Genomic DNA, 20,280 nt, shown 5'->3' with positions numbered 1-20,280 from the left:
GGGCCCGGTCAGGGCACCGCCCTGATCTTCACGACGAGCGCGCTGCCGAGCAGCGTGACGGCCGCGGTCACCGCGTAGAGCGTCGGGTAGCCGCCCAGGTGCACCACGATCGGGGCGGAGACCGCCGGCCCCAGCACCTGCGGCGCGGAGTTGGCGATGTTGATCACGCCGAGGTCCTTGGCCCGGTCGGTGGCGGCCGGCAGCACCTGGGTGATCAACGCGGCGTCCACCGCCAGGTAGACGCCGTAACCGGCGCCGAGCAGCAGCGCGGCGACGATCGCCATCGACCAGACCGGCGCCACCGCGAGCAGCGTCGCCGCCACCGCCATGATCAGCCCGGACACGATCACGAAGACCTTGCGCCGGCCGGAGCGGTCGGAGAGCCGCCCGGCCACCACGGCGGTGAGCATCATGCCGACCGTGTAGAGCAGGATCAGCACCAGCAGCGAGCCCTCGGGGTCGGCCACCCGCACCCCGTCGGTGAGGAAATACAGCAGGTAGAGCGTGCCGAGCGCGTTGCCCAACTGCACCAGGAACCGGGTGAACCAGGCCCAGGCGAAGTCGGGGTGACGACGCGGGCTGATCCACATCGAGGCGAGCAGGGCGCGCGCCCGCAGCGGCGTCCGGTGCTCCCGGGGCAGCGGGTCGTCCTGGGTGAGCAGCGCGAACGGTAGCGACAGCAGCAGCACGGCCAGCGCGATCGCGGCGTACCCGGCGGCGTTGCCGGTGACCACGGCGGTGACCAGCACCGCGCCGAGCACCAGGCCCAGCGCCTGCGGGATGCCCACCCAGCCGGAGACGCCGCCGCGCTGCGCCACCGGCACCCGGTCCGGGATCGCGGCGGTGAGGCTGGCCAGCATGGCGTTGAAGCAGACCTGCGCGGCCACCCAGGCCACCGCCACGCCGGCGATGCTGTCCTGCCGCGCCAGCAGCACCAGCGCGAACGCGCCGACCACCGCGCCGGTCGCGGTCCAGACGTGCCGACGGCCGAAGTGCCGGTTCGCCAGCCGCAGCGAGGTCCGGTCGGACAACGCCCCGGCCAGCGGGTTGGCCAGCACCGCGGCGAGCGCGCCGAGGCCGGTGACCACCGCCAGCATGGCCTCCTTGTCGCCCGGCGCGATGCGTTCCACCTGCTGCGGCAGCAGCACCTGGATCGGCGTGAAGAACGCCATCCAGACGCCCAGGTTGGCGGCGAAGATCAGCGCGATCCAGCTCCGCCGGACCGGCACGGTCGGCTCGGCGAGCGCCGCCGGCAGCGAGGCCGGCGTCGGGTTCACCGTGGTCATCGCCGGACCAGGTCCCGGAACCAGGCGTACGACGACTTCGGGGTACGCCGCTGCGTGGGGTAGTCGACGTGCACCAGGCCGAACCGTTTGGTGAACCCCTCGGCCCACTCCCAGTTGTCCAGCAGCGACCAGACGAAGTACCCGGTCACCGGCACCCCCGCGGTGATCGCCTCGTGCACCGCGCGCACGTGCCCGTCCAGGTAGGCGATCCGGTCCGGGTCGTCCACCCGGCCCTGCGCGTCCGGCACGTCGTCGTACGCGCAGCCGCTCTCGGTGACCTGGACCGGCGGCAACGCGTCGCCGTACCGGTCGTGGAGTTGGAGCAGCAGCTCGCGCAGCCCGTCCGGGGCCACCGGCCAGTCGAACGCGGTGCGCGGGTACCCGTCCAGCGGCACCATCTCGAACGGCAGCGGCGAGCCCTCCTCGGGGGCCCGGATGCCGGTCGGGTTGTAGTAGTTCACGCCGAGCACGTCGATCGGGGCGGCCAGCACGTCCAGGTCGCCGTCGTGGATCACGGCCGGGTCGAGGCCGGGCGCGTCGGGGTAGCCGCGGCCGAGCAGCGGGTCGGTGAAGAGCAGGTTGTGCAGCGCGTCGTACGCCTGCGCGGCGGCCCGGTCGGCGTCGGTGTCCCCGACCTGCCGCACCGGCGAGTAGTTGTTGGCGATCGCCACCGGGCTCGCGGTGCGGGCGCGCAGCGCGGCGACCGCCAGGCCGTGCCCGAGGAGCTGGTGGTGGGCCACCGGGAAGGCGTCGAAGAGCAGCATCCGGCCGGGCGCGTGGGTGCCGATGCCGTGCCCGAGGCTCATGTGGATGAACGGCTCGTTGAGCGTGATCCAGAGTTTCACCCGGTCGCCGAGGCGGGTCGCGGTCAGGTCGGCGTACTCGGCGAAGCGGGCGGCGGTGTCCCGGTTCAGCCAGCCGCCGGCGTCCTCCAGCGCCTGCGGCAGGTCCCAGTGGAAGAGCGTGGCGACCGGGTCGACGCCGGCGGCGAGCAGGCCGTCCACCAGCCGGTCGTAGAAGTCCAGCCCGGCCGCGTGCGCCGGGCCGGCGCCGGTGGGCTGGACGCGGGGCCAGGCGACCGAGAACCGGTACGCGGACACGCCCAGCCCGGCCAGCAGCGCGGTGTCCTCGGCGTGCCGGTGGTAGTGGTCGCACGCCTCGTCGCCGGTGCTGCCGTCGACGATCCGGCCCGGCTCGTGGGCGAACGTGTCCCAGATGGACGGTCCCCGGCCGTCGACCGTGGTCGCGCCCTCGATCTGGTACGCGGAGGTGGACACCCCCCAGCGGAAGCCGGCGGGGAAGTCGGGCATCGGCACGGTCGTCAATTCGCCCTCCCAATACGTGAAGCGTGTTCGCGACTCTAGGGCTCGGGAGAACGCCACGCCATAGGCCGGGACGGTGGGTGACGCCGGGGCGTTTCGGCGTGTCTTCGCCGATCCCGTCCGCTTAAGTCCGATTTACACATAGAGTGCCGAATATCGCGGATGTAGTTTTAAGTGGGGGAAAGACGCTCATGATCCTCGTGGAACGCAGCGCACACGTGGCGGCGCCGGTGGAAGTGGTCTGGGACGTCGTGCAGCGCGCCGAGCAGCTGCCGGCCTGGCTGGCGGGGGTCCGTGCGGCCGAGGTCCTCTCCGGGGAGGGGTTCGGTCGGCGGCAACTCGTCCAGGCCGGACGCGGCGCCGCGCACGAGGCCGAAGTGATCGCCTATCAGGAACCGACGTTGATCGGCTGGCGCGAACGGGCCAAGGGCGCCGGCGCCCGGGCCGAGGCGCGTACCGAGATCTACGTCCAGCTCACCGCGGACGAGGACGCCGGCGGCACCGTGGTCCGGCTGATCGTCGTCCGGTGGCCCGCCGGGCCGGTCAAGGCCGCACTGCTGCGGCTCGGCCTGCGCCGGGTGGGCGCCGACCTGGAGGACTCGCTGGCCCGGCTGACCGACCTGGCCGCCGTCGGCTGACCGGGTCCAGTCCCGGCGTCGCCCGCAACGACGATGGTCCGGCATCCCAACCAGGGACGCCGGACCATCGTCGTGCTCGCACGCCGTCGGCGGTGAGAAGGGGCCCCTCTCTGCCGGAGGCGTTAAGAAGGGGCCCTTCCTTTCAACTGCTAGCTGTCGCCGCCGGTCTCGCCGACCGGGGCGGCGGTGACGTCGTCCAGGGCGTACTTGCGGGCGGCGTCGGCCGGCACGTGGGCCGGGACCGCGCCCCGCAGCGCGAGCTGCCGCAGCGTGGCGACCGCGACCGACTCGGCGTCCACGTGGAAGTGGCGACGCAACGCGTGCCGGGTGTCCGACATGCCGAAGCCGTCGGTGCCGAGCGAGGTGTAGTCGCCCGGTACCCAGCGCGCGATCAGGTCCGGTACCGCGCGCATCCAGTCGCTGACCGCGACCTTCGGGCCCTCGGCGTCGGCCAGCTTGCGCTGGATGTACGGCACCCGCTCCTCCTCGCCCGGGTTGAGCAGGTTGTGCTCCTCGCACTCCACCGCGTCGCGGCGCAGCTCGGTCCAGGACGTCACCGACCACACGTCGGCGGCCACGCCCCAGTCCTCGGCGAGCAGTTGCTGGGCCTTGAGCGCCCACTGCATGCCGGTGCCGGAGGCCAGCACGTTCGCCTTCGGCGCGTCCGCGCCCACCTGCGGCGCCGGCGAGTAGCGGTAGATGCCCCTGACGATGCCCTCGGTGTCCACGCCCTCCGGCTCGGCCGGCTGGAAGATCGGCTCGTTGTAGACGGTGAGGTAGTAGAAGACGTTCTCCTGCGCCTCGCCGTACATCCGGTGTAGGCCGTTCTCCAGGATATGCGCCAGCTCGAACGCGAACGCCGCGTCGTACGCGACCACCGCCGGGTTGGTGGCGGCGAGCAGCAGCGAGTGCCCGTCCTCGTGCTGGAGACCCTCGCCGTTGAGCGTGGTCCGGCCGGCGGTCGCGCCGAGCACGAAACCCCGGGCCATCTGGTCGGCCGCCGCCCAGAACCCGTCGCCGGTGCGCTGGAAGCCGAACATCGAGTAGAAGATGTACATCGGGATCATCGGCTCGCCGTGCGTGGCGTACGACGTGCCGGCGGCGGTGAACGAGGCGACCGAACCGGCCTCGTTGATCCCCTCGTGCAGGATCTGCCCGGTCGTCGACTCCTTGTACGACAGGAACAGCTCCCGGTCGACCGAGGTGTAGCGCTGGCCGTGCGGCGAGTAGATCTTCTGGGTCGGGAAGAGTGAGTCCATGCCGAACGTGCGGGCCTCGTCCGGGATGATCGGCACCCAGCGCTTGCCGAACTCCTTGTCCTTCATCACGTCCTTGAGCAGGCGGACGAAGGCCATCGTGGTGGCCACCTTCTGCTTGCCCGACCCGCGCTTGACGTCGGCGAACCGCTCGCTGCCCGGGATCGCCAGCGTCCTGCGCTCGGTGGTGCGCGACGGGAGGAAACCGCCGAGCTGGCGACGCCGCTCCCGCAGGTACTCCATCTCGTCCGACTTCTCGTCCGGCGTGTAGTACGGCGGGAGGTAGGGGTTCTCCTCCAGCTGCTTGTCCGGAATGTCGAGGTAGAGCCGGTCGCGGAACAGCTTCAGGTCGTCGAGCGTCAGCTTCTTCATCTGGTGCGTGGCGTTGCGGCCCTCGAAGTGCGAGCCCAGCGTCCAGCCCTTGATGGTCTTGGCGAGGATCACCGTCGGCTGGCCGGTGTGCTCCATCGCCGCCTTGTAGGCCGCGTAGAGCTTGCGGTAGTCGTGGCCACCCCGCTTGAGGTTCCAGATCTCGTCGTCGCTCAGGTGCTCGACCATCTTGCGGGTCCGCGCGTCGCGGCCGAAGAAGTGCTCCCGGACGTACGCTCCGGACTCCGCCTTGTAGGTCTGGTAGTCACCGTCGGGCGTGGTGTTCATCAGGTTGACCAGCGCGCCGTCGGTGTCCGCCGCGAGCAGCGGGTCCCACTCCCGACCCCAGACCACCTTGATCACGTTCCAGCCGGCGCCCCGGAAGAACGCCTCCAGCTCCTGCATGACCTTGCCGTTGCCGCGGACCGGACCGTCCAGGCGCTGGAGGTTGCAGTTGATCACGAAGGTGAGGTTGTCCAGCTCCTCGCGCGCGGCCACGCCGATCGCGCCGAGCGACTCGACCTCGTCCATCTCGCCGTCGCCCAGGAACGCCCAGACGTGCTGCTGGGAGGTGTCCTTGATGCCGCGGTGGTGCAGGTAGCGGTTGAACCGCGCCTGGTAGATGGCGTTCAGCGGGCCGAGGCCCATGGAGACGGTGGGGAACTCCCAGAAGTCCGGCATCAACCGCGGGTGCGGGTACGAGGGCAGCGAGCCGGCGCGGTGCGACAGCTCCTGCCGGAAGCCGTCGAGCTGGTCGGCGCTCAGCCGACCCTCCAGGAACGCCCGCGCGTACATGCCGGGGGAGGCGTGACCCTGGTAGTAGATCTGGTCGCCGCCGCCCGGGTGCTCCTTGCCACGGAAGAAGTGGTTGAAGCCCACCTCGTAGAGCGACGCCGAGCTGGCGAACGTGGAGATGTGACCGCCCACGCCGATCTCCGGGCGCTGGGCCCGGTGCACCAGCATGGCGGCGTTCCACCTGATGTAAGCCCGCAGCCGTCGCTCGATGTGCTCGTCACCGGGGAACCACGGTTCCCGCTCCGGCGGGATGGTGTTGATGTAGTCGGTGGTGGTCAGCGACGGCACCCCGACCTGGCGCTCGCGGGCCCGCTCCAGCAGGCGCAGCATGACGTACCGGGCGCGCTTGGTTCCGCGCTCGTCGATGACACCGTCGAGTGACTCGACCCATTCGCTGGTCTCTTCAGGGTCGATGTCCGGAAGCTGGCTCGGCAGACCAGCGGTGATCACCGGGCGCTTGCGTTCCGTAGCCACAGGCGTTCCCTCGGTTCTGTGTGGGATAGGTCTCTAGCGCCATCCTGCCCCCTCGTGGCGCTCGTCGTCACCTCCGGCTCCCCCAGACGCGATGCTGAACACAGGTACCCGCCGGTAACTTTGTGCGATCACGGACGTGCCGGCCGGCCGGGCGGGAGAGCGAACCGCTGCGGCAGAATGCGCCGTATGCGTAGCGAGGTGATCAGCGTCCGGACCGGGGCCCGGCCGACCGTCCGGGACATCACGGCCGAGGCCGAACGGTTCGTCGCCGGGTCCGGCGACGGGCTGCTGCACGTCTTCGTGCCGCACGCCACCGCCGGGTTGGCGATCATCGAGACCGGCGCCGGGTCGGACGACGATCTGCTCCGCGCGCTCGACGATCTGCTGCCCACCGACGACCGGTGGCGGCACCGGCACGGGTCACCCGGACACGGCCGCGATCACGTGCTGCCGGCGTTCGTGCCGCCGTACGCGACGCTGCCGGTGCTCGGCGGGCGGCTCCAGCTCGGCACCTGGCAGTCCATCTGCCTGGTCGACCCGAACGGCGACAACCCGGACCGCCAGATCCGCTTCTCCTTCCTCCCCGCCTGACTACACCCCACCCCGAAGAGGGGCCCCAGATGCACGGAAAGAGTGGCCATCCGACGCGGAACAGCCACTCTTTCCGTGTATCAGCGTCCAGCGGCGGGGGGAGGGGTCGGATCAGGGACGGGCGGTTTCCGTCTCTACGGTCTGGCGGCCCTGGTCCACCTCGGGCGCGACGGTCCGCGCGGCGGCCGGCGGCCGGTCGTACGTCAGGTTCAGGCCGGGCACCCGGTCCTCGACCACGAACGTGGCCCGGGTGTACGCCGGCGCGTCCGGCCGGCTCACGTACGGCAGCACGTCGAAGTTCGCGGTCAACTCCTTCGGCGTGATCGTGGTGCGCACGTAGCCGCGCAGATTGTTCTGGAAGCGCAGGTGCGGGTTGAACGCCAGCCACGGGTGCGACCCCGTCGGCGAGTCCGCGCCGTCCCCGGTCGAGGTGATCGAGGAGCAGACCAGCTCACTGCCGACCGTGCGCGACGTCGGGTCCGCGTAGTCCAGCTTCAGGTCGCTGGCCCAGTGCGCGTGCACGTCGCCGGTGAGCACGACCGGGTTGCGCACCCCGGCGGCCACCCAGCCCCGGGTGATCCGGTCCCGCGAGGCGACGTACCCGTCCCAGGCGTCCATGCTGGTGACCGTGAGCGGCCCGGCGTTGTTGTCCCGCTGGGCGAAGAAGACCTGCTGGCCGAGGAGGTCCCACCGGGCGTCCGAGCGGCGGAAGCCGTCCAGCAGCCACGCCTCCTGCGCGGCGCCGGTGATCGACCGGGCCGGGTCGGACGCGTCCGCGCAGTCCCGGTAGCCGTCACCGCACGCCTGGTCGTCCCGGTACTGCCGGGTGTCGAGCATGTGGAACGTGGCCAGCCGGCCCCAGCGCACCCGCCGGTAGAGCTGCATGTCGATGCCGCGCGGGATCGAGGTGCGGCGCAGCGGCATGTTCTCGTAGTACGCCTGGAACGCCGCCGCCCGCCGGGCGAGGAAGTCCGGGTCCGGGGCCTCGGGCACCTCGTCGGCCCAGTTGTTCTCCACCTCGTGGTCGTCGAAGACCACCACCCAGGGCGCGACCGCGTGCGCCGTCTGGAGGTCGGTGTCGGTCTTGTACTGGGCGTGCCGCTGCCGGTAGTTGGCGAGCGTCCGGGTCTCCGGACCCTCGTGGTCGCGCGGGTTGCCGCCCGGCACCGTGTACGTGTCCTTGGCGTACTCGTACTGGTAGTCGCCGAGATGCAGGATCAGCTCCGGCTCGGTCTCGGCCAGCCGCCGGTACGCGGTGAAGTAGCCGTGCTCGTACTGCGAGCAGGAGACGAAGCCCATGGCCAGCGCGGACGGCAGCAGCCAGGGCGGCGGCGCGGTGCGGGTGCGGCCGACCGGGGAGAGCCAGCGCTCGACCCGGAACCGGTAGAAGTACTCCCGACCGGGGAGCAGGCCGTCCAGTTCGACGTGCACGCTGTGCGCCGACTCCGGCCGGGCCAGCCGTACCCCTCGGCGCACCACGTGCCGGAACCGTTCGTCGGCGGCCACCTCCCAGGACACCGGCACCACCCGGGACGGCATGCCACCCAGGCCGTCCTCGGCCAGCGGCTCCGGCGCGAGCCGCGTCCACAACACGACACCGTCGTGGCCGGGGTCGCCGGAGGCCACCCCGAGCGTGAACGGGTCGCGGCGCAGCGGGCCGGGCGCCGCGGCCGCCGCGACCGGCAGGCCGGCTGCCGCGCCGGCGGCGCCGAGCGCCGCGCCGCTGAGCAGGATGGTACGTCGGGACAGTGCCACGGTTTCCTCCCCGGAGTCCGGTTCGTCGACTCCGGGCAGCCTGGCGATCGTCGATGGCCGTCAGGTGACGGGCAGGGGCGCTTTCCGCCGAACAACGGTCGGCGGATGAAAGGTGGCGACGTCAGCCGAGCAGGCGCGGACGGTACGGGTCTGGTGCGCTCCGCAATAGTGGAGGAAGTCAATTGTTGATCTGTCACGTATGATGGTCGGCATGGCGCAACGCCCGGTCCCCCGCACGTCGTCCCCGGCCGACGACCGGCTCGGCCTGGCCGGGGACGCCGTGCGCCGGATCCAGCACGTCGCCGCCGCGCTGCGGCACCACCAGGACGAGGAGATCGCCGCGCTGGGCCTGACCCCGGCCGCGGCCCGGGCGCTGCACGAGCTGGACCCGGACCACCCGTCGCCGGCCCGCGACCTGGCCGTGCGACTCGGCTGCGACCGCTCCAACGTGACCGGGCTGGCCGACAAGCTGGAGCAGGCCGGGCTGGTCGAGCGCCGGGCCGACCCGACCGACCGGCGGCAGCGGGCGCTCGTCGTCACCGCGCGGGGCCGGCAGGTCCGGGAGCGGGTACGCCAGGTGATGTCGGACTCACGGCTGCTCGACGGGTTGAGCACGGCGGAGCTGGCCACGCTGCGTGACCTGGTCTGGAAGGTGTCCGACGGCGGCTGCCCGGAGGAGCGCGGCGAGGTCTGAGCCGCGCCGGGCGGAACGTGTCCGACTGGGCGAGGCGGGCCTGAGTCGGTAATGCTGTCCGACGTGACCTCCCCGCACGATCTCGACGACCGGCTCCGAGCCGACCTGGCCGCGCTCGACGCGCCCGGCCAGCGGCGTGACCTGCGTGAACCGTTACCCGACGGTGGGTCGCTCACCGGGGCGCAGGCGCTGGCCCTGTTCGACGCGCAGCTCACCAGCCGGCTGGTCGACCTGGCCGGGCGCTGGCTGCGCGGCTTCGGTGAGGGGTACTACACGATCGGTTCGGCCGGCCACGAGGGCAACGCGGCGGTGGCCGCCGCGCTGCGGCCGACCGACCCGGCACTGCTGCACTACCGGTCCGGCGCGTTCTACTGCCTGCGCGCCGCCCAGGCGGCCGGCGAGTTCCCACCCGACGCGCCACCCGCGCCCGCCGGCCGGGAGCAGGATTCCGATCCACGGGACACGGACGGATCCTGGCCCGACAGCGCATGGGTGACCGCACCGAGCGGAGCGAGGGCCGGCAGCGACCCCACCGGGGTCGTCTCCCACCAGGATCCCGCTCCGGGTGACCCCGCCGGCGGCGCGGCCGGGCCGGCCGGGCCGGCGGACTCCGGCGACCTCGACGCGGTGCTGCTGCCGGACGGGGCCGGGGTGACCGTGGACGCGGACGGCGACGCGACGGTCGGCGTACCCGGTCTGCCGTCGCCGTCGCTCGACGACGCGTTCGCGGGCGCGGCGCGGGACATGCTGCGCGGCATGGTCGCCTCCGCCGAGGAGCCGATCGCCGGCGGCCGGCACAAGGTCTTCGGCCGGGCCGACCTCGCGGTCGTGCCGACCACCTCGACCATCGCCTCGCACCTGCCCCGCGCGGTCGGCCTGGGGCTGGCCCTGGAACGGCTCCGGCGGGGCGGACGACACGTCGACGGCGACCCGGAGGTGGCGTCCTGGCCGCTGGACGCCGTGGTGGTCTGCTCCTTCGGCGACGCCTCGGTCAACCACGCCACGGCCACCGCCGCGTTCAACACCGCCGGCTGGTACGACCACACCGGCCTGCGGATCCCGGTGCTGTTCGTCTGCGAGGACAACGGGCTGGGCATCAGCGTGCGCTCGCCCGAGGGCTGGGTGGCCGCCATGCTGCGGTCCCGGCCCGGCATCCGCTACTTCGACGCCGACGGCACTGACGTGGTGGCGAGCCACCGGGTGGCGGCGGAGGCGACCGCCTGGGTGCGCCGGCACCGCCGGCCCGCCGTGCTGCACCTGCGCACGGTCCGGCTGATGGGGCATGCCGGCGCGGACGCGGAGACCGCGTACCGGAGCCCGGCGGAGATCGCCGCGGACGTGGCACGGGACCCGCTGCTGGTCACCGCGCGGCGGCTGGTGGCGGGCGGCTACGCGAGTGGCGAGGAACTGCTCGCCCGGTACGACGAGCGGGGCTGGCAGCTCCGGCGGATCGCCGAGGAGGTGCTGGACGAGCCGAAACTGGCCACCCCGGTCGAGGTGGTGGCGGAGCTGGCGCCGCGCCGGCCGGTGCGGGTGTCCCGGGCGGTCGCCGACGCGGCGGCACACGCGGCCGGTCCGGGCGCCGGGGCGCGGGCGGAGGCGTTCGGCGGGAAGCCGCCGGAGCTGACCGGGCCGCTGACGCTGGCGCAGAGCATCAACGCGGCGCTGGCCGACGGCATGCTCGACCACCCGCAGATGGCCGTGTTCGGCGAGGACGTGGCCGCCAAGGGCGGGGTGTACGGGGTGACCAAGGGACTGCGGGACCGGTTCGGGGTGGCCCGGGTGTTCGACACGCTGCTCGACGAGACCTCGATCCTCGGGCTCGGGCTCGGCGCCGGCCTGGCCGGCATGCTGCCGGTGCCGGAGATCCAGTACCTGGCGTACCTGCACAACGCCGAGGACCAGCTCCGCGGCGAGGCGGCCAGCATGCGGTTCTTCTCCCGGGGTGCGTTCCGGAACCCGATGGTGGTGCGGGTGGCCGGCCTGGCGTATCAGGAGGGCTTCGGCGGGCACTTCCACAACGACAACTCGGTGGCGGTGCTGCGGGACGTTCCGGGGCTGGTGATCGCCGTGCCGGCCCGGCCGGACGACGCCGCGCCGATGCTGCGTACCTGCCTGGCGGCGGCCCGGGTGGACGGCGCCGTCTGCGTCTTCCTGGAGCCGATCGCGCTCTACCACACCCGCGACCTCCACGCGGACGGCGACGGCGAGTGGCTGGCCGAGTACGCCGAGCCGGGCGCCTGGGCGGACCGGCACGTGCCGATCGGCCGCGCCCGGGTGTACGGCATCGGCTCCACCGACGATCTCACCATCATCACCTTCGGTAACGGGGTGCGGATGTCGCTGCGGGCCGCGGCCACGCTGGCCGGGGAGGGCGTCGGCACCCGGGTGGTGGACCTGCGCTGGCTCGCCCCGCTGCCGGTGGCCGACATCATCCGGGAGGCGTCGGCGACCGGCCGAGTGCTGGTGGTGGACGAGACGCGGCGCTCCGGCGGGGTGGGCGAGGGGGTGCTGGCGACGCTTGTCGACACCGGTTATGTCGGCGCGGCGCGACGGGTGGCCGCTCTTGACTCGTTTGTACCATTAGGTCCGGCTGCTCATCAGGTTCTGGTGTCCGAGGAAGCCATTACCGAGGGTGCCCGTACGCTGCTGGCACGGTAAATTCCGTTCCACCCGGTGCGCCACTTGCGCAGCGAGCCGCAACTGTGTGGACTGGGCGCGGCGGTGTCGCACGACGCCGCCGGCAGGGATGAGATGAGGAGGCACGCGACAGTGAGCGCGACCGCTGGTCAGGCCGCCGACGGGGTACGCAGCCTGGCGGACCGGTTCGGGATCGAGCCGGGCATGGTCGTCATGGAGATGGGCTACGACGACGACGTCGACTCCGATCTCCGGGACGCCCTGACCGACCGCTGTGGAGAACTGGTCGACGAGGACACCGACGAGGTGGTCGACGCGGTTCTGGTCTGGCACCGGGACGGCGACGGTGACCTCTTCGAGCTCCTCGTCGACGCCCTCGGCCCGCTGGCGGACAACGGCGTGGTGTGGCTCCTGACCCCCAAGGCCGGCCGGGACGGCCACGTCGAGCCGAGCGAGGTCGCGGAGAGCGCCCAGACCGCCGGGCTCCAGCAGACCTCCACCATCAACGCGGGCCGCGACTGGAGCGGCGCCCGCCTCGTGCTCCGGCGCGGGTCCAAGAGCAAGAAGTAGGAGCACACATGCCCATCGCGGTTGGCGCCGAGGCGCCGGATTTCCTGCTCAAGGACCAGAACAACCAGGAGGTTCGACTCTCCGACCTGCGCGGTCGCAAGACCGTGCTGCTGGTCTTCTACCCGCTCGCCTTCACCGGCATCTGCCAGGGTGAGTTGTGCGAGGTGCGGGACAACCTCAACGAGTACGTCAACGACGACGTCCAGGTGCTGACCGTCAGCGTCGACTCGGTCTACGCCCACAAGATCTGGGCCGACCGGGAGGGCTACCAGTTCCCGCTGCTGGCCGACTTCTGGCCGCACGGCGCGGTGGCCCAGGCGTACGGCGTCTTCAACGAGGTCGCCGGCATCGCCAACCGGGGCACCTTCGTCATCGACAAGGCCGGCGTGGTCCGCTTCGCCGAGATGAACATGCCCGGCGAGGCGCGCGACCAGCAGGGCTGGCGCAAGGCGCTGGCCGAGGCAGTCGCCGCCTGAGCCACCCGAGCACGTCGTTCGACCGGGCCGGAGGCGGCAGGTAAGCTTGCCGCTCCGGCCCGCCGTACGGGCGTTCCGGGCGCGTAGCTCAGTGGGAGAGCACTCGCCTTACAAGCGAGGGGTCGCAGGTTCGAAACCTGCCGCGCCCACCACCTTCCGGACCAGCCCCACCACGCCGCCGTGCACGAGGGGCAGGCCGCCCAGTTCGCCTGTCGCCACCCAGGCGATGTCGTCATGCTCGTCGGGCGCACAGTTGGTCGGAGCGCCGACCCAGGCCCCGACGTGCCAGACGGCCACGTGAACGGCGTCCTCGCCGCTGCCGAGGCGCAGCTCGCCCAGGCGTGACGAGGACTCCGCCACGATGTGGACACCGATCTCCTCGTGCATCTCCCGCGCGAGGGCCTGTCGCTCCGACTCACCCGCCTCGACATGCCCGCCGGGGAGATCCCACAGATCCGGGTAGGCCCGGCGGGTCGGGCTGCGGTGCACCAGCAGGACCGCGCCGTTCTCCACGAGCGCCCCGGTGACGACGACATGCATGGCCGGGATTGGAACACGGGGGTGGGACAGCGGTGGTGTCCGTGTCGGGCTCGATCGACCCCGGCGTTCGGCAGAAGCAGAGGCATCGCGTGCGAATCGCTCCCGCGTCAGGAGAGGAGGTCGGTGATGCGGACGCCGTGGGAACGCAGCACCGCCTCCACCCGCTCCCTGGCCGACGGGTCCGGCCGGCGCCACTGCCAGACGCGCCCGACCAGGGCCGCGCTGTTCGGCCCCGGCACGTCCCACGGGCCGCCGTCCGGGAACACGGCGAGCGCGAGCCGGCCGAAGCCGGGACGGGTCAACCCCGCCTCCCGGATCTCCGCCCAGCGGTAGCTGCGGGTGACGCGTCCCCGGTGCCGGATCAGCAACCCGGTGTCGTCGGCGAGCAACGCGCCGTCGCGTTGGCGCCACGCCGCGATGACGGTGGCAGCGGTCAGCCCGGTGTGCGCAACCAGCGAAGCGGTGCGTAGCCGGAGACCGATCGCGATCGTCAGGGCGAGCAGCCCGAGCGGTACGAGCACCGCCGGCCACCACCGCGATGCGAACAACACCACCGGCTCCGCGCCGGGTCCCCGTTCCTCCGCCACCCGGGCTCTGGTGCCCACATCGGTGCAGATCGACACACCCGAGGGGCACAATGCTCGGATGACCGAACGACTGGCCCCCGTCCTGCGGGTTCGGGACACCGACGCCGCCGTCGCCTGGTACGCCCGCCTCGGGTTCGTCCGGCAGTGGGAGCACCGGTTCGCGCCCGACCTGCCGCGCTACGTCAGCATCGCCCGACCCGGCATGGAGATCCACCTGTCCGAGCACGCCGGCGACGCCCGGCCCGGGACGCTGGTCTACCTCTACGTCGACGACGTGGACGCGCTGGCGGCGGCGTGCGGCGGGGTCGAGGTCGGCAGCCAGGACTGGGGGCGGGACTTCGTGGTCACCGACCCGGACGGCAACCGGATCCGGGTCGGCACCGTGCCGGCGTGAGTCGTCCTACTGGCGGCGGCGGGCGTCCGCCTCGGCGTCGAGCAGGTCGTTCAGCGCCAACGCCGAGTTGATCAGGGAGAGGTGGCTGAAGGCCTGCGGGTAGTTGCCGATCTGCTCACCGGTCGCGGCGATCTCCTCGGCGTACAGGCCGAGGTGGTTGCTGAACGTGAACATCTTCTCGAACGTGAGTCTCGCGTCGTCCAGTCGGCCGGTGCGGGCCAGCGCCTCGACGTACCAGAACGTGCACATGTTGAACGTGCCCTCGTGGCCGGGGAGGCCGTCGGGGGAGTGCTCCGGGTCGTACCGGTGGACCAGGCTGTCGGAGACCAGGTCCCGTTCGATCGACGCCAGCGTGGACTTCCAGAGCGGGTCGCTCGGCGTGATGAAGCCGACCGCCGGCATGGCCAGCAGCGCGGCGTCCAGCACGTTCTCGTCGTACGCCTGCACGAAGCTGCCGCGTTCCCGGTGGTAACCGCGGGCCATGACCTGGTTGTAGATCCGGTTGCGCTGCTCGGTCCAGCAGGACATGTCCCCGGGGCGGCCGGTACGGGTGGCCAGCCGGATGGCCCGGTCCAGCGCCACCCAGGACATCACCCGCCCGAACGTGTAGTTGCGGGGGTGGTGGCGGCTCTCCCAGATACCGGCGTCGCGCTGGTCCCAGTTGTGGCAGAGCCAGTCGACGAGCCGGACGGTGCTCTTCCAGACCTGGTGCGACACCCGGATGCCCTGCTCGTCGGCGAGGTGCATGGCGTAGAGCGCCTCGCCGTGGATGTCGAGCTGGAGCTGGTCGGCGGCGCCGTTGCCGATCCGCACCGGGCTGGAGCCGCGGTAGCCCTCCAGGTGGTCGAGCACCTCCTCGTGCAGGTCGGAGGAGCCGTCCACCCGGTACATGATCTTCAGTGGGTCCTGGTGGTCGCCGGCCTCGCGGATCCGCTCGTCCAGCCAGTCCATGTAGCGGCTGACCTCCTCGGTGAACCCGAGGCCGAGCAGCGCGTGCACGGAGAACGACGTGTCGCGTACCCAGGTGTAGCGGTAGTCCCAGTTGCGGGTGCCGCCGACCAGCTCGGGCAGCGCGGCGGTGGGCGCGGCGATCATCGCGCCGGTCGGCGCGTACGTCATGAGCTTGAGCGTGATGGCGGACCGTTCGACCATCTCCCGCCAGCGGCCGGTGTAGCGGGACCGCTCGACCCAGCGCCGCCAGTAGTCGCGGGTCCACTCGAACATCCCCTGGACCTCTTCCGGGGAGATGATCCGCGGTTCCGCGCCGCCCGTCTCCAGGACCACCCCGCCGGTGTCGCCCTCGTTCAACGTGCCGTGCGCGACCAGGTCACCGTCGTCCAGGTGGAGGTCGCCGCTCTGGGAGATCAGCTGGCGCACCGGGTCGACCGGGTTGAACGTGAGCGACGCCGACGGGCTGCGGAAGACGTACCCGTTCCGGTGGCGTTCGAGCCGGTGCTTCTGCCGGGCGTAGTCGAACCGGGGCCGGCACTCGACCCGGAAGCGCATGCTGCCCCGGACCATGTTGACCATGCGGACCAGGCGGTGGGCGTCGGTGGCCCGCTCGCCGGTGACCGGCATGAAGTCCATCACCTCGGCGACGCCGTCCGCGCTGATGAAGCGCGTGATCAGGATCGGTGTGCCGGGCAGGTAGAGCTGCTTGGTGACGTACCGGACGTCGTGCGGGGCGATCCGGAAGTAGCCGCCCTTCTCCCGGTCCAGCAGCGCGGCGAAGACGCTCGGCGAGTCGAAGCGCGGCGCGCAGAACCAGTCGATCGTCCCGTCGCAGGTCACCAGCGCGGCGGTCTGCAGGTCGCCGATGAGCCCGTGATCCTCGATCGCCGGATAGCTCTCCACGTCGCCCCCCGGTGTCGACTGCCTCCTGCGCTTTCAACCTAGGGGAAGAATTGTCAGGTTAGGGCCGTTTCGCGGTCCGTCGTCCGCCGACGCGCCTCGACCGCCGCGCGCGTCTCCGCGGCCACCAGATCCGCGTTGATCATCGCGGCTGTCCGGGCGCCGGCCGCCGCCGCGGCTCCGACCTGCGCGGACAGGTCGGTCACGTTCCCCGCCACCCACACCCCGGGGACCCCGGTACGCCCCGCCGGGTCGGCCGGCACGTACTCGCCCGAACCGCTCTCGTGCGGCGCCACGCGCAGCCCCAGCGTCGCCAGGAACCCGGCCCGCGCCACCATCCGGGGCGCGACGGTCAGCACCTCCCGGCTGACCGTGCGGCCGTCGCCCAGGCGTACCCCGGTCAACCGGTCCCCGACCACCTCGACGGCCGCGACCTCGCCCTCCACCACCGGCACGCCGCGCGCGGCGAGCTGCTCCGCCTGCTCGTCGGTGAGCGACGGCGCGGTATGGCGGAGATAGACCACGTCGTCGCTCCACTGCCGAAACAGCAGCGCCTGGTGCACCGACAGCGGGCCGCTGCCGATCACCCCGATCGGCCGGTCGCGCACCTCCCACCCGTGGCAGTACGGGCAGTGCACCAGGTCCCGGCCCCAGCGCTCGCGCAACCCGGCCACCGCCGGCAGCTCGTCGACCAGGCCGGTGGCCACCAGCACCTGGCCGGCCCGCACCCGACGACCGTCGGCCAGCGCCACGTCGAACCCCTCGCCGTCGCGGGTCACCGCCTCGACCTCGCCGGTGAGCAGGTGACCGCCGTAACGGCGGACCTCGTCGCGCCCGCGTGCCAGCAGCTCGGCCGGCGGCACGCCGTCGAGGCCCAGCAGCGCGTGCACCCCGTCGGCCGGCGCGTTGCGCGGGCTGCCCCCGTCGACCACCAGCACCGACCGGCGCGCCCGGGCCAGCATCAGCGCGCCGCTCAGACCGGCCGCACCGCCGCCGATCACCAACACCTCGTAGTCGTCCTGCCGTACCTCGGTCATCGTGACCACCTCCGCGCCCAGCGTGCGACGACCCTGCGCCCGGGAGCAAACCTTGTTGCCAACGTGGCAAACTGGCGGGATGGATGACGACCTCGACCAGGCGCTCGACGCGGTCGGCCCCCGCCTGCGCGCGCTGCGCCGCGAACGGGAGACCACGCTCGCCGACCTCTCCGCCACGACCGGCATCTCGGTGAGCACGCTGTCCCGGCTGGAGTCCGGCGGCCGGCGGCCCACGTTGGAGCTGCTGCTTCCGCTGGCCAAGGCGTACGGCGTCGCCCTGGACGAACTGGTCGGCGCGCCACCCACCGGTGACCCGCGGATCCACCTGCGGCCGGTCGCCGCGCACGGGATGACCATGCTGCCGCTCACCCGGCGGCCCGGCGGCATCCAGGCGTACAAGCTGATCATCCCGGCCGGCGGCCGGGCCGAGCCCGAGCCGAAGACCCACGAGGGGTACGAGTGGGTCTACGTGCTCAACGGGCGGCTGCGCCTGGTGCTCGGCGAGCACGACCTGGTGCTCGTCCCCGGTGAGGCGGCCGAGTTCGACACCCGCGTCCCGCACTGGTTCGGCCGCGCCGACGCCGACGGCGTGGAGTTCCTCAGCCTCTTCGGCAGCCAGGGCGAGCGGGCCCACCTGCGCGCCCGCCCACGCGCTCGGGACTGATCCCGCCCCGAAACGCCGGCCGGGGCGGCACGATCAGCGGGTGAGTTATGCGGACGTGCGCGGGCTGCGGATCTGGTACGAGGTGCAGGGCGCCGGCAAGCCGCTGGTCCTGCTGCACGGCTCCTACGGCTCGACCGGGACGTTCGCCCCGGTCCGGTCCGCGCTGGCCGCCCGCCGGCGACTGATCGCGGTCGACCTGCGGGGCCACGGCCGCACCGGCGGCGTGGACCGGCCGCTGCGGTACGAGTCGATGGCCGACGACGTGGCCGCGCTGCTGCGGCACCTCGACCTGCCCGAGGTCGACCTGCTCGGCTACTCGCTCGGCGGCGGCGTGGCCCTGCGTACCGCGATCCAGCATCCCGCGCTGGTCCGCCGCCTGGTCCTGGTCTCCACGCCGTTCCGGCGCGGCGGCTGGCACCCGCGGGTGCTGGCCGCGATGTCCACGCACGACGAACGCGCCGCCGAGCGGATGCGTGGCACCCCGCCGTACGAGCGGTACGCGGAGGCCGCGCCCCGGCCGCAGGACTGGCCGGCGCTCTGGGCGCGCAGCGGTGAGCTGCTGCGCCGCGACTACGACTGGTCGGCCGAGGTGGCCGCGCTGCCGATGCCGGTGCTGCTGGTCTTCGCGGACGCCGACGCGATCCCGATGAGTCACGTGACCGAGTTCTTCGGCCTGCTCGGCGGCGGCCACCGGGACCCGGGCGACGACGGATCGGACCGGCCCACGTCCCGGTTGGCCGTGCTGCCCGGCCTGACCCACGACGAGGTGGTGGCGTCGCCCGCGCTGCCGGCGGCGGTGCTGCCGTTCCTCACGCACGTGGCGCGCGCGCCCGGCTGAGCGCACCGCGTCGACTGCGGCGTGGACCGGCCCGTCGCCGGACGCCACTTCTGCCGAAACCGTCGGCCGGCATCGCGATCGGCCATCCGCAACGACCCCGCGCTGGAATGAACGCCGGCCGACCGGCTGATGGTTGAGGTCTATCCTCGGAGGACAGGCCGTGTGTCAGCTGACGGGGTGGTCGATGCTGAAGGATCTGGCTGCGGATCGGCATGCGCAGGTGGACACCCGTCGCCGCAACCTGGGTGCGCTACTCCGCCGGGTCCACCTGGGGGGCGCGGTCTCGCGCGTCGAGCTGGCCGACTGGCTGGGCGTCAACCGCAGCACGGTCATGGCGCTCACGGCGGACCTCGCGGCTGCCGGCCTGGTTCGGGAGGTGCCCGCCACGACGAGCGGACGGGCGGGACGTCCGTCTTTCGTGGTCCGCCCGGAATCGGAAGCCGTTCACGTCCTCGCCTTCGACATCGCGGTGGACCGGCTCGTGGCCGCCCGGGTCGACCTGGGCGGGACGGTCTCGGCCCGGCTCGAGGCGACCCGGGCCCGCGCCGGGGCCGACCTCGACGCGGTGGTGTCCGTGCTCGCCGACTTCGGGCGGGCGCTGCACCACGACGCGCCGCCGACGTCGGTGTGCGTGGGCATCGGCGCGTCCTACTGCGGGATGATCCGGCCCGGGGACGGGATGGTGCGGTTCGGGCCGGACCTGGGTTGGGTGGACCAGGCGTTCGGCGTCGAACTGGCCCGCCGGCTGGATCTCGGCCTGCCGGTGCTGGTCGGCAACGAGGCCCACCTGGGCGCGATTGCCGAGCACCGACGCGGCGCCGGCGTCGGCGCGCAGAACCTGATCTACCTGCACGGTGACGTCGGCGTGGGTGGCGGGATCATCGTCGGCGGGGACCTGCTCGACGGTGACGGCGGGTACGGTTCCGAGGTCGGGCACATGCTGGTCAACCCGTACCAGGGGCGGCCCTGTGGCTGCGGCTCGCGCGGGTGCCTGGAGGCCGAGGTGGGTGAGCGGGCGCTGCTCGACGAGGCCGGCCGCCCGGCCGACCACCGGGGGCGGGAGGCGGTGCGCGCCGTGGTCGCCGCCGCCGAGCAGGGGGATGCCGCCGCGTGCGAGGCGCTGCGGCGCATCGGTGACTGGCTGGGCATCGGCGTGGCGAACCTGATCAACCTGTTCAACCCCGGCGTGGTGATCTTCGGCGGGACGCTGCGCGAGGTGTTCCCGGGCACCGCAGCCCAGCAGGTCCGCAACCGTATCGCCGCCAACGTGCTCCCCGTCTCGCGCGACAAGGCCCACCTGCGCGTCTCCGCGCTGGGCTACGACGCCACCCTGATCGGCGCCGCCGAACTCGCCTTCACCCCGTTACTGACCAACCCCCTCGCCCTCCGCCCCTAACCCACCCCACCCCACCCGTGCGTCGATCTTGCAGAAGTGGCCCGGGCAGAAGGGGCGTATCGGGCTTTCGAGGGGCCACAACTGCAAGATCAACGAGGTGGGGAGGG

General features: G+C 72.5%; 18 protein-coding genes and 1 tRNA gene. 11 read left to right on the top strand and 8 right to left on the bottom strand.

Translation table 11 applies throughout. From position 1 onward, the window contains the following. Positions 1-8: 8 nt before the first annotated feature. Complete coding sequence (locus AB0B02_RS15585; protein ID WP_281936973.1) at positions 9-1,286, bottom strand: MFS transporter; 1,278 nt, start codon at positions 1,284-1,286, stop codon at positions 9-11. Next, on the bottom strand, positions 1,283-2,596 hold the full coding sequence (locus tag AB0B02_RS15580) for a GH1 family beta-glucosidase (RefSeq protein ID WP_357300986.1): 1,314 nt from the start codon (positions 2,594-2,596) through the stop codon (positions 1,283-1,285). The genes AB0B02_RS15585 and AB0B02_RS15580 overlap by 4 nt, the downstream gene beginning before the upstream one ends. Positions 2,597-2,799: 203 nt before the next feature. On the opposite strand from AB0B02_RS15580, the gene AB0B02_RS15575 reads away from it, so the two are divergent. Beyond that, positions 2,800-3,246: an SRPBCC family protein gene (locus AB0B02_RS15575; protein WP_281936972.1), complete on the top strand. Its 447-nt coding sequence runs from the start codon at positions 2,800-2,802 to the stop codon at positions 3,244-3,246. Between the two features lie 149 nt (positions 3,247-3,395). Here the strand turns inward: AB0B02_RS15575 and aceE are convergent, their stop codons facing one another. Next, positions 3,396-6,140, bottom strand: a complete 2,745-nt coding sequence (aceE, locus tag AB0B02_RS15570; RefSeq protein WP_357300721.1) for a pyruvate dehydrogenase (acetyl-transferring), homodimeric type — start codon at positions 6,138-6,140, stop codon at positions 3,396-3,398. Positions 6,141-6,326: 186 nt separating this feature from the next. Here aceE and AB0B02_RS15565 point away from each other — a divergent pair, with 186 nt between their 5' ends. Next, the gene (locus AB0B02_RS15565; RefSeq protein WP_281936970.1) at positions 6,327-6,731 is read left to right on the top strand and encodes a YjbQ family protein; all 405 of its coding nucleotides are present in this window, start codon (positions 6,327-6,329) and stop codon (positions 6,729-6,731) included. Positions 6,732-6,842: 111 nt separating this feature from the next. Here the strand turns inward: AB0B02_RS15565 and AB0B02_RS15560 are convergent, their stop codons facing one another. Further along, a complete protein-coding gene (locus AB0B02_RS15560; RefSeq protein WP_357300718.1) occupies positions 6,843-8,486 on the bottom strand; it encodes an alkaline phosphatase D family protein in 1,644 nt (547 codons plus the stop codon). A gap of 211 nt (positions 8,487-8,697) precedes the next feature. On the opposite strand from AB0B02_RS15560, the gene AB0B02_RS15555 reads away from it, so the two are divergent. The 5 genes from AB0B02_RS15555 (at position 8,698) to AB0B02_RS15535 (ending at position 13,018) form a co-directional block, all read left to right on the top strand. Then, on the top strand, positions 8,698-9,180 hold the full coding sequence (locus tag AB0B02_RS15555) for a MarR family transcriptional regulator (RefSeq protein WP_281936965.1): 483 nt from the start codon (positions 8,698-8,700) through the stop codon (positions 9,178-9,180). Between the two features lie 51 nt (positions 9,181-9,231). After that, positions 9,232-11,841 (top strand): thiamine pyrophosphate-dependent enzyme, encoded by a 2,610-nt coding sequence (locus AB0B02_RS15550; protein ID WP_357300716.1) that lies wholly within the window; start codon positions 9,232-9,234, stop codon positions 11,839-11,841. 111 nt (positions 11,842-11,952) lie between these two features. Further along, positions 11,953-12,390: a DUF3052 domain-containing protein gene (locus AB0B02_RS15545; protein WP_107155847.1), complete on the top strand. Its 438-nt coding sequence runs from the start codon at positions 11,953-11,955 to the stop codon at positions 12,388-12,390. Positions 12,391-12,398: 8 nt separating this feature from the next. Next, positions 12,399-12,866 (top strand): peroxiredoxin, encoded by a 468-nt coding sequence (locus tag AB0B02_RS15540; RefSeq protein ID WP_281936959.1) that lies wholly within the window; start codon positions 12,399-12,401, stop codon positions 12,864-12,866. Positions 12,867-12,943: 77 nt separating this feature from the next. Then, positions 12,944-13,018 (top strand) — tRNA-Val (locus AB0B02_RS15535). On the opposite strand, the gene AB0B02_RS15530 is transcribed toward AB0B02_RS15535, so the two are convergent. After that, positions 12,975-13,406, bottom strand: coding sequence for an NUDIX domain-containing protein (locus AB0B02_RS15530; RefSeq protein ID WP_357300984.1), 432 nt, complete (start codon positions 13,404-13,406; stop codon positions 12,975-12,977). The genes AB0B02_RS15535 and AB0B02_RS15530 overlap by 44 nt on opposite strands. 107 nt (positions 13,407-13,513) lie before the next feature. Beyond that, positions 13,514-13,957 carry a hypothetical protein gene (locus AB0B02_RS15525; protein ID WP_357300713.1) on the bottom strand — a complete coding sequence of 148 codons (444 nt, stop codon included), beginning with the start codon at positions 13,955-13,957 and terminating at the stop codon, positions 13,514-13,516. Positions 13,958-14,051: 94 nt separating this feature from the next. Between AB0B02_RS15525 and AB0B02_RS15520 the strand changes: the two genes are divergently transcribed. Then, positions 14,052-14,387, top strand: coding sequence for a glyoxalase superfamily protein (locus AB0B02_RS15520; RefSeq protein ID WP_281936952.1), 336 nt, complete (start codon positions 14,052-14,054; stop codon positions 14,385-14,387). A 6-nt stretch (positions 14,388-14,393) separates the two neighbouring features. Here AB0B02_RS15520 and AB0B02_RS15515 read toward each other — a convergent pair whose 3' ends face one another. Together AB0B02_RS15515 and AB0B02_RS15510 are read right to left on the bottom strand one after the other, a co-directional pair. After that, positions 14,394-16,241 carry a glycoside hydrolase family 15 protein gene (locus AB0B02_RS15515; RefSeq protein WP_357300711.1) on the bottom strand — a complete coding sequence of 616 codons (1,848 nt, stop codon included), beginning with the start codon at positions 16,239-16,241 and terminating at the stop codon, positions 14,394-14,396. A 53-nt stretch (positions 16,242-16,294) separates the two neighbouring features. Then, on the bottom strand, positions 16,295-17,275 hold the full coding sequence (locus AB0B02_RS15510) for an NAD(P)/FAD-dependent oxidoreductase (protein ID WP_281936948.1): 981 nt from the start codon (positions 17,273-17,275) through the stop codon (positions 16,295-16,297). Between the two features lie 79 nt (positions 17,276-17,354). Between AB0B02_RS15510 and AB0B02_RS15505 the strand changes: the two genes are divergently transcribed. From AB0B02_RS15505 to AB0B02_RS15495, 3 genes are all read left to right on the top strand, one after another. Further along, a complete protein-coding gene (locus AB0B02_RS15505) occupies positions 17,355-17,939 on the top strand; it encodes an XRE family transcriptional regulator (protein ID WP_281936946.1) in 585 nt (194 codons plus the stop codon). A gap of 40 nt (positions 17,940-17,979) precedes the next feature. After that, positions 17,980-18,777 (top strand): alpha/beta fold hydrolase, encoded by a 798-nt coding sequence (locus AB0B02_RS15500; protein WP_281936945.1) that lies wholly within the window; start codon positions 17,980-17,982, stop codon positions 18,775-18,777. Between the two features lie 184 nt (positions 18,778-18,961). Beyond that, the gene (locus AB0B02_RS15495; RefSeq protein ID WP_281936944.1) at positions 18,962-20,173 is read left to right on the top strand and encodes an ROK family transcriptional regulator; all 1,212 of its coding nucleotides are present in this window, start codon (positions 18,962-18,964) and stop codon (positions 20,171-20,173) included. Positions 20,174-20,280: the final 107 nt, after the last annotated feature.

This window comes from Micromonospora sp. NPDC049240 (assembly GCF_040647835.1).
Lineage (GTDB): Bacteria > Actinomycetota > Actinomycetes > Mycobacteriales > Micromonosporaceae > Micromonospora.
This window is presented reverse-complemented; position numbering and strand designations above follow the sequence as displayed.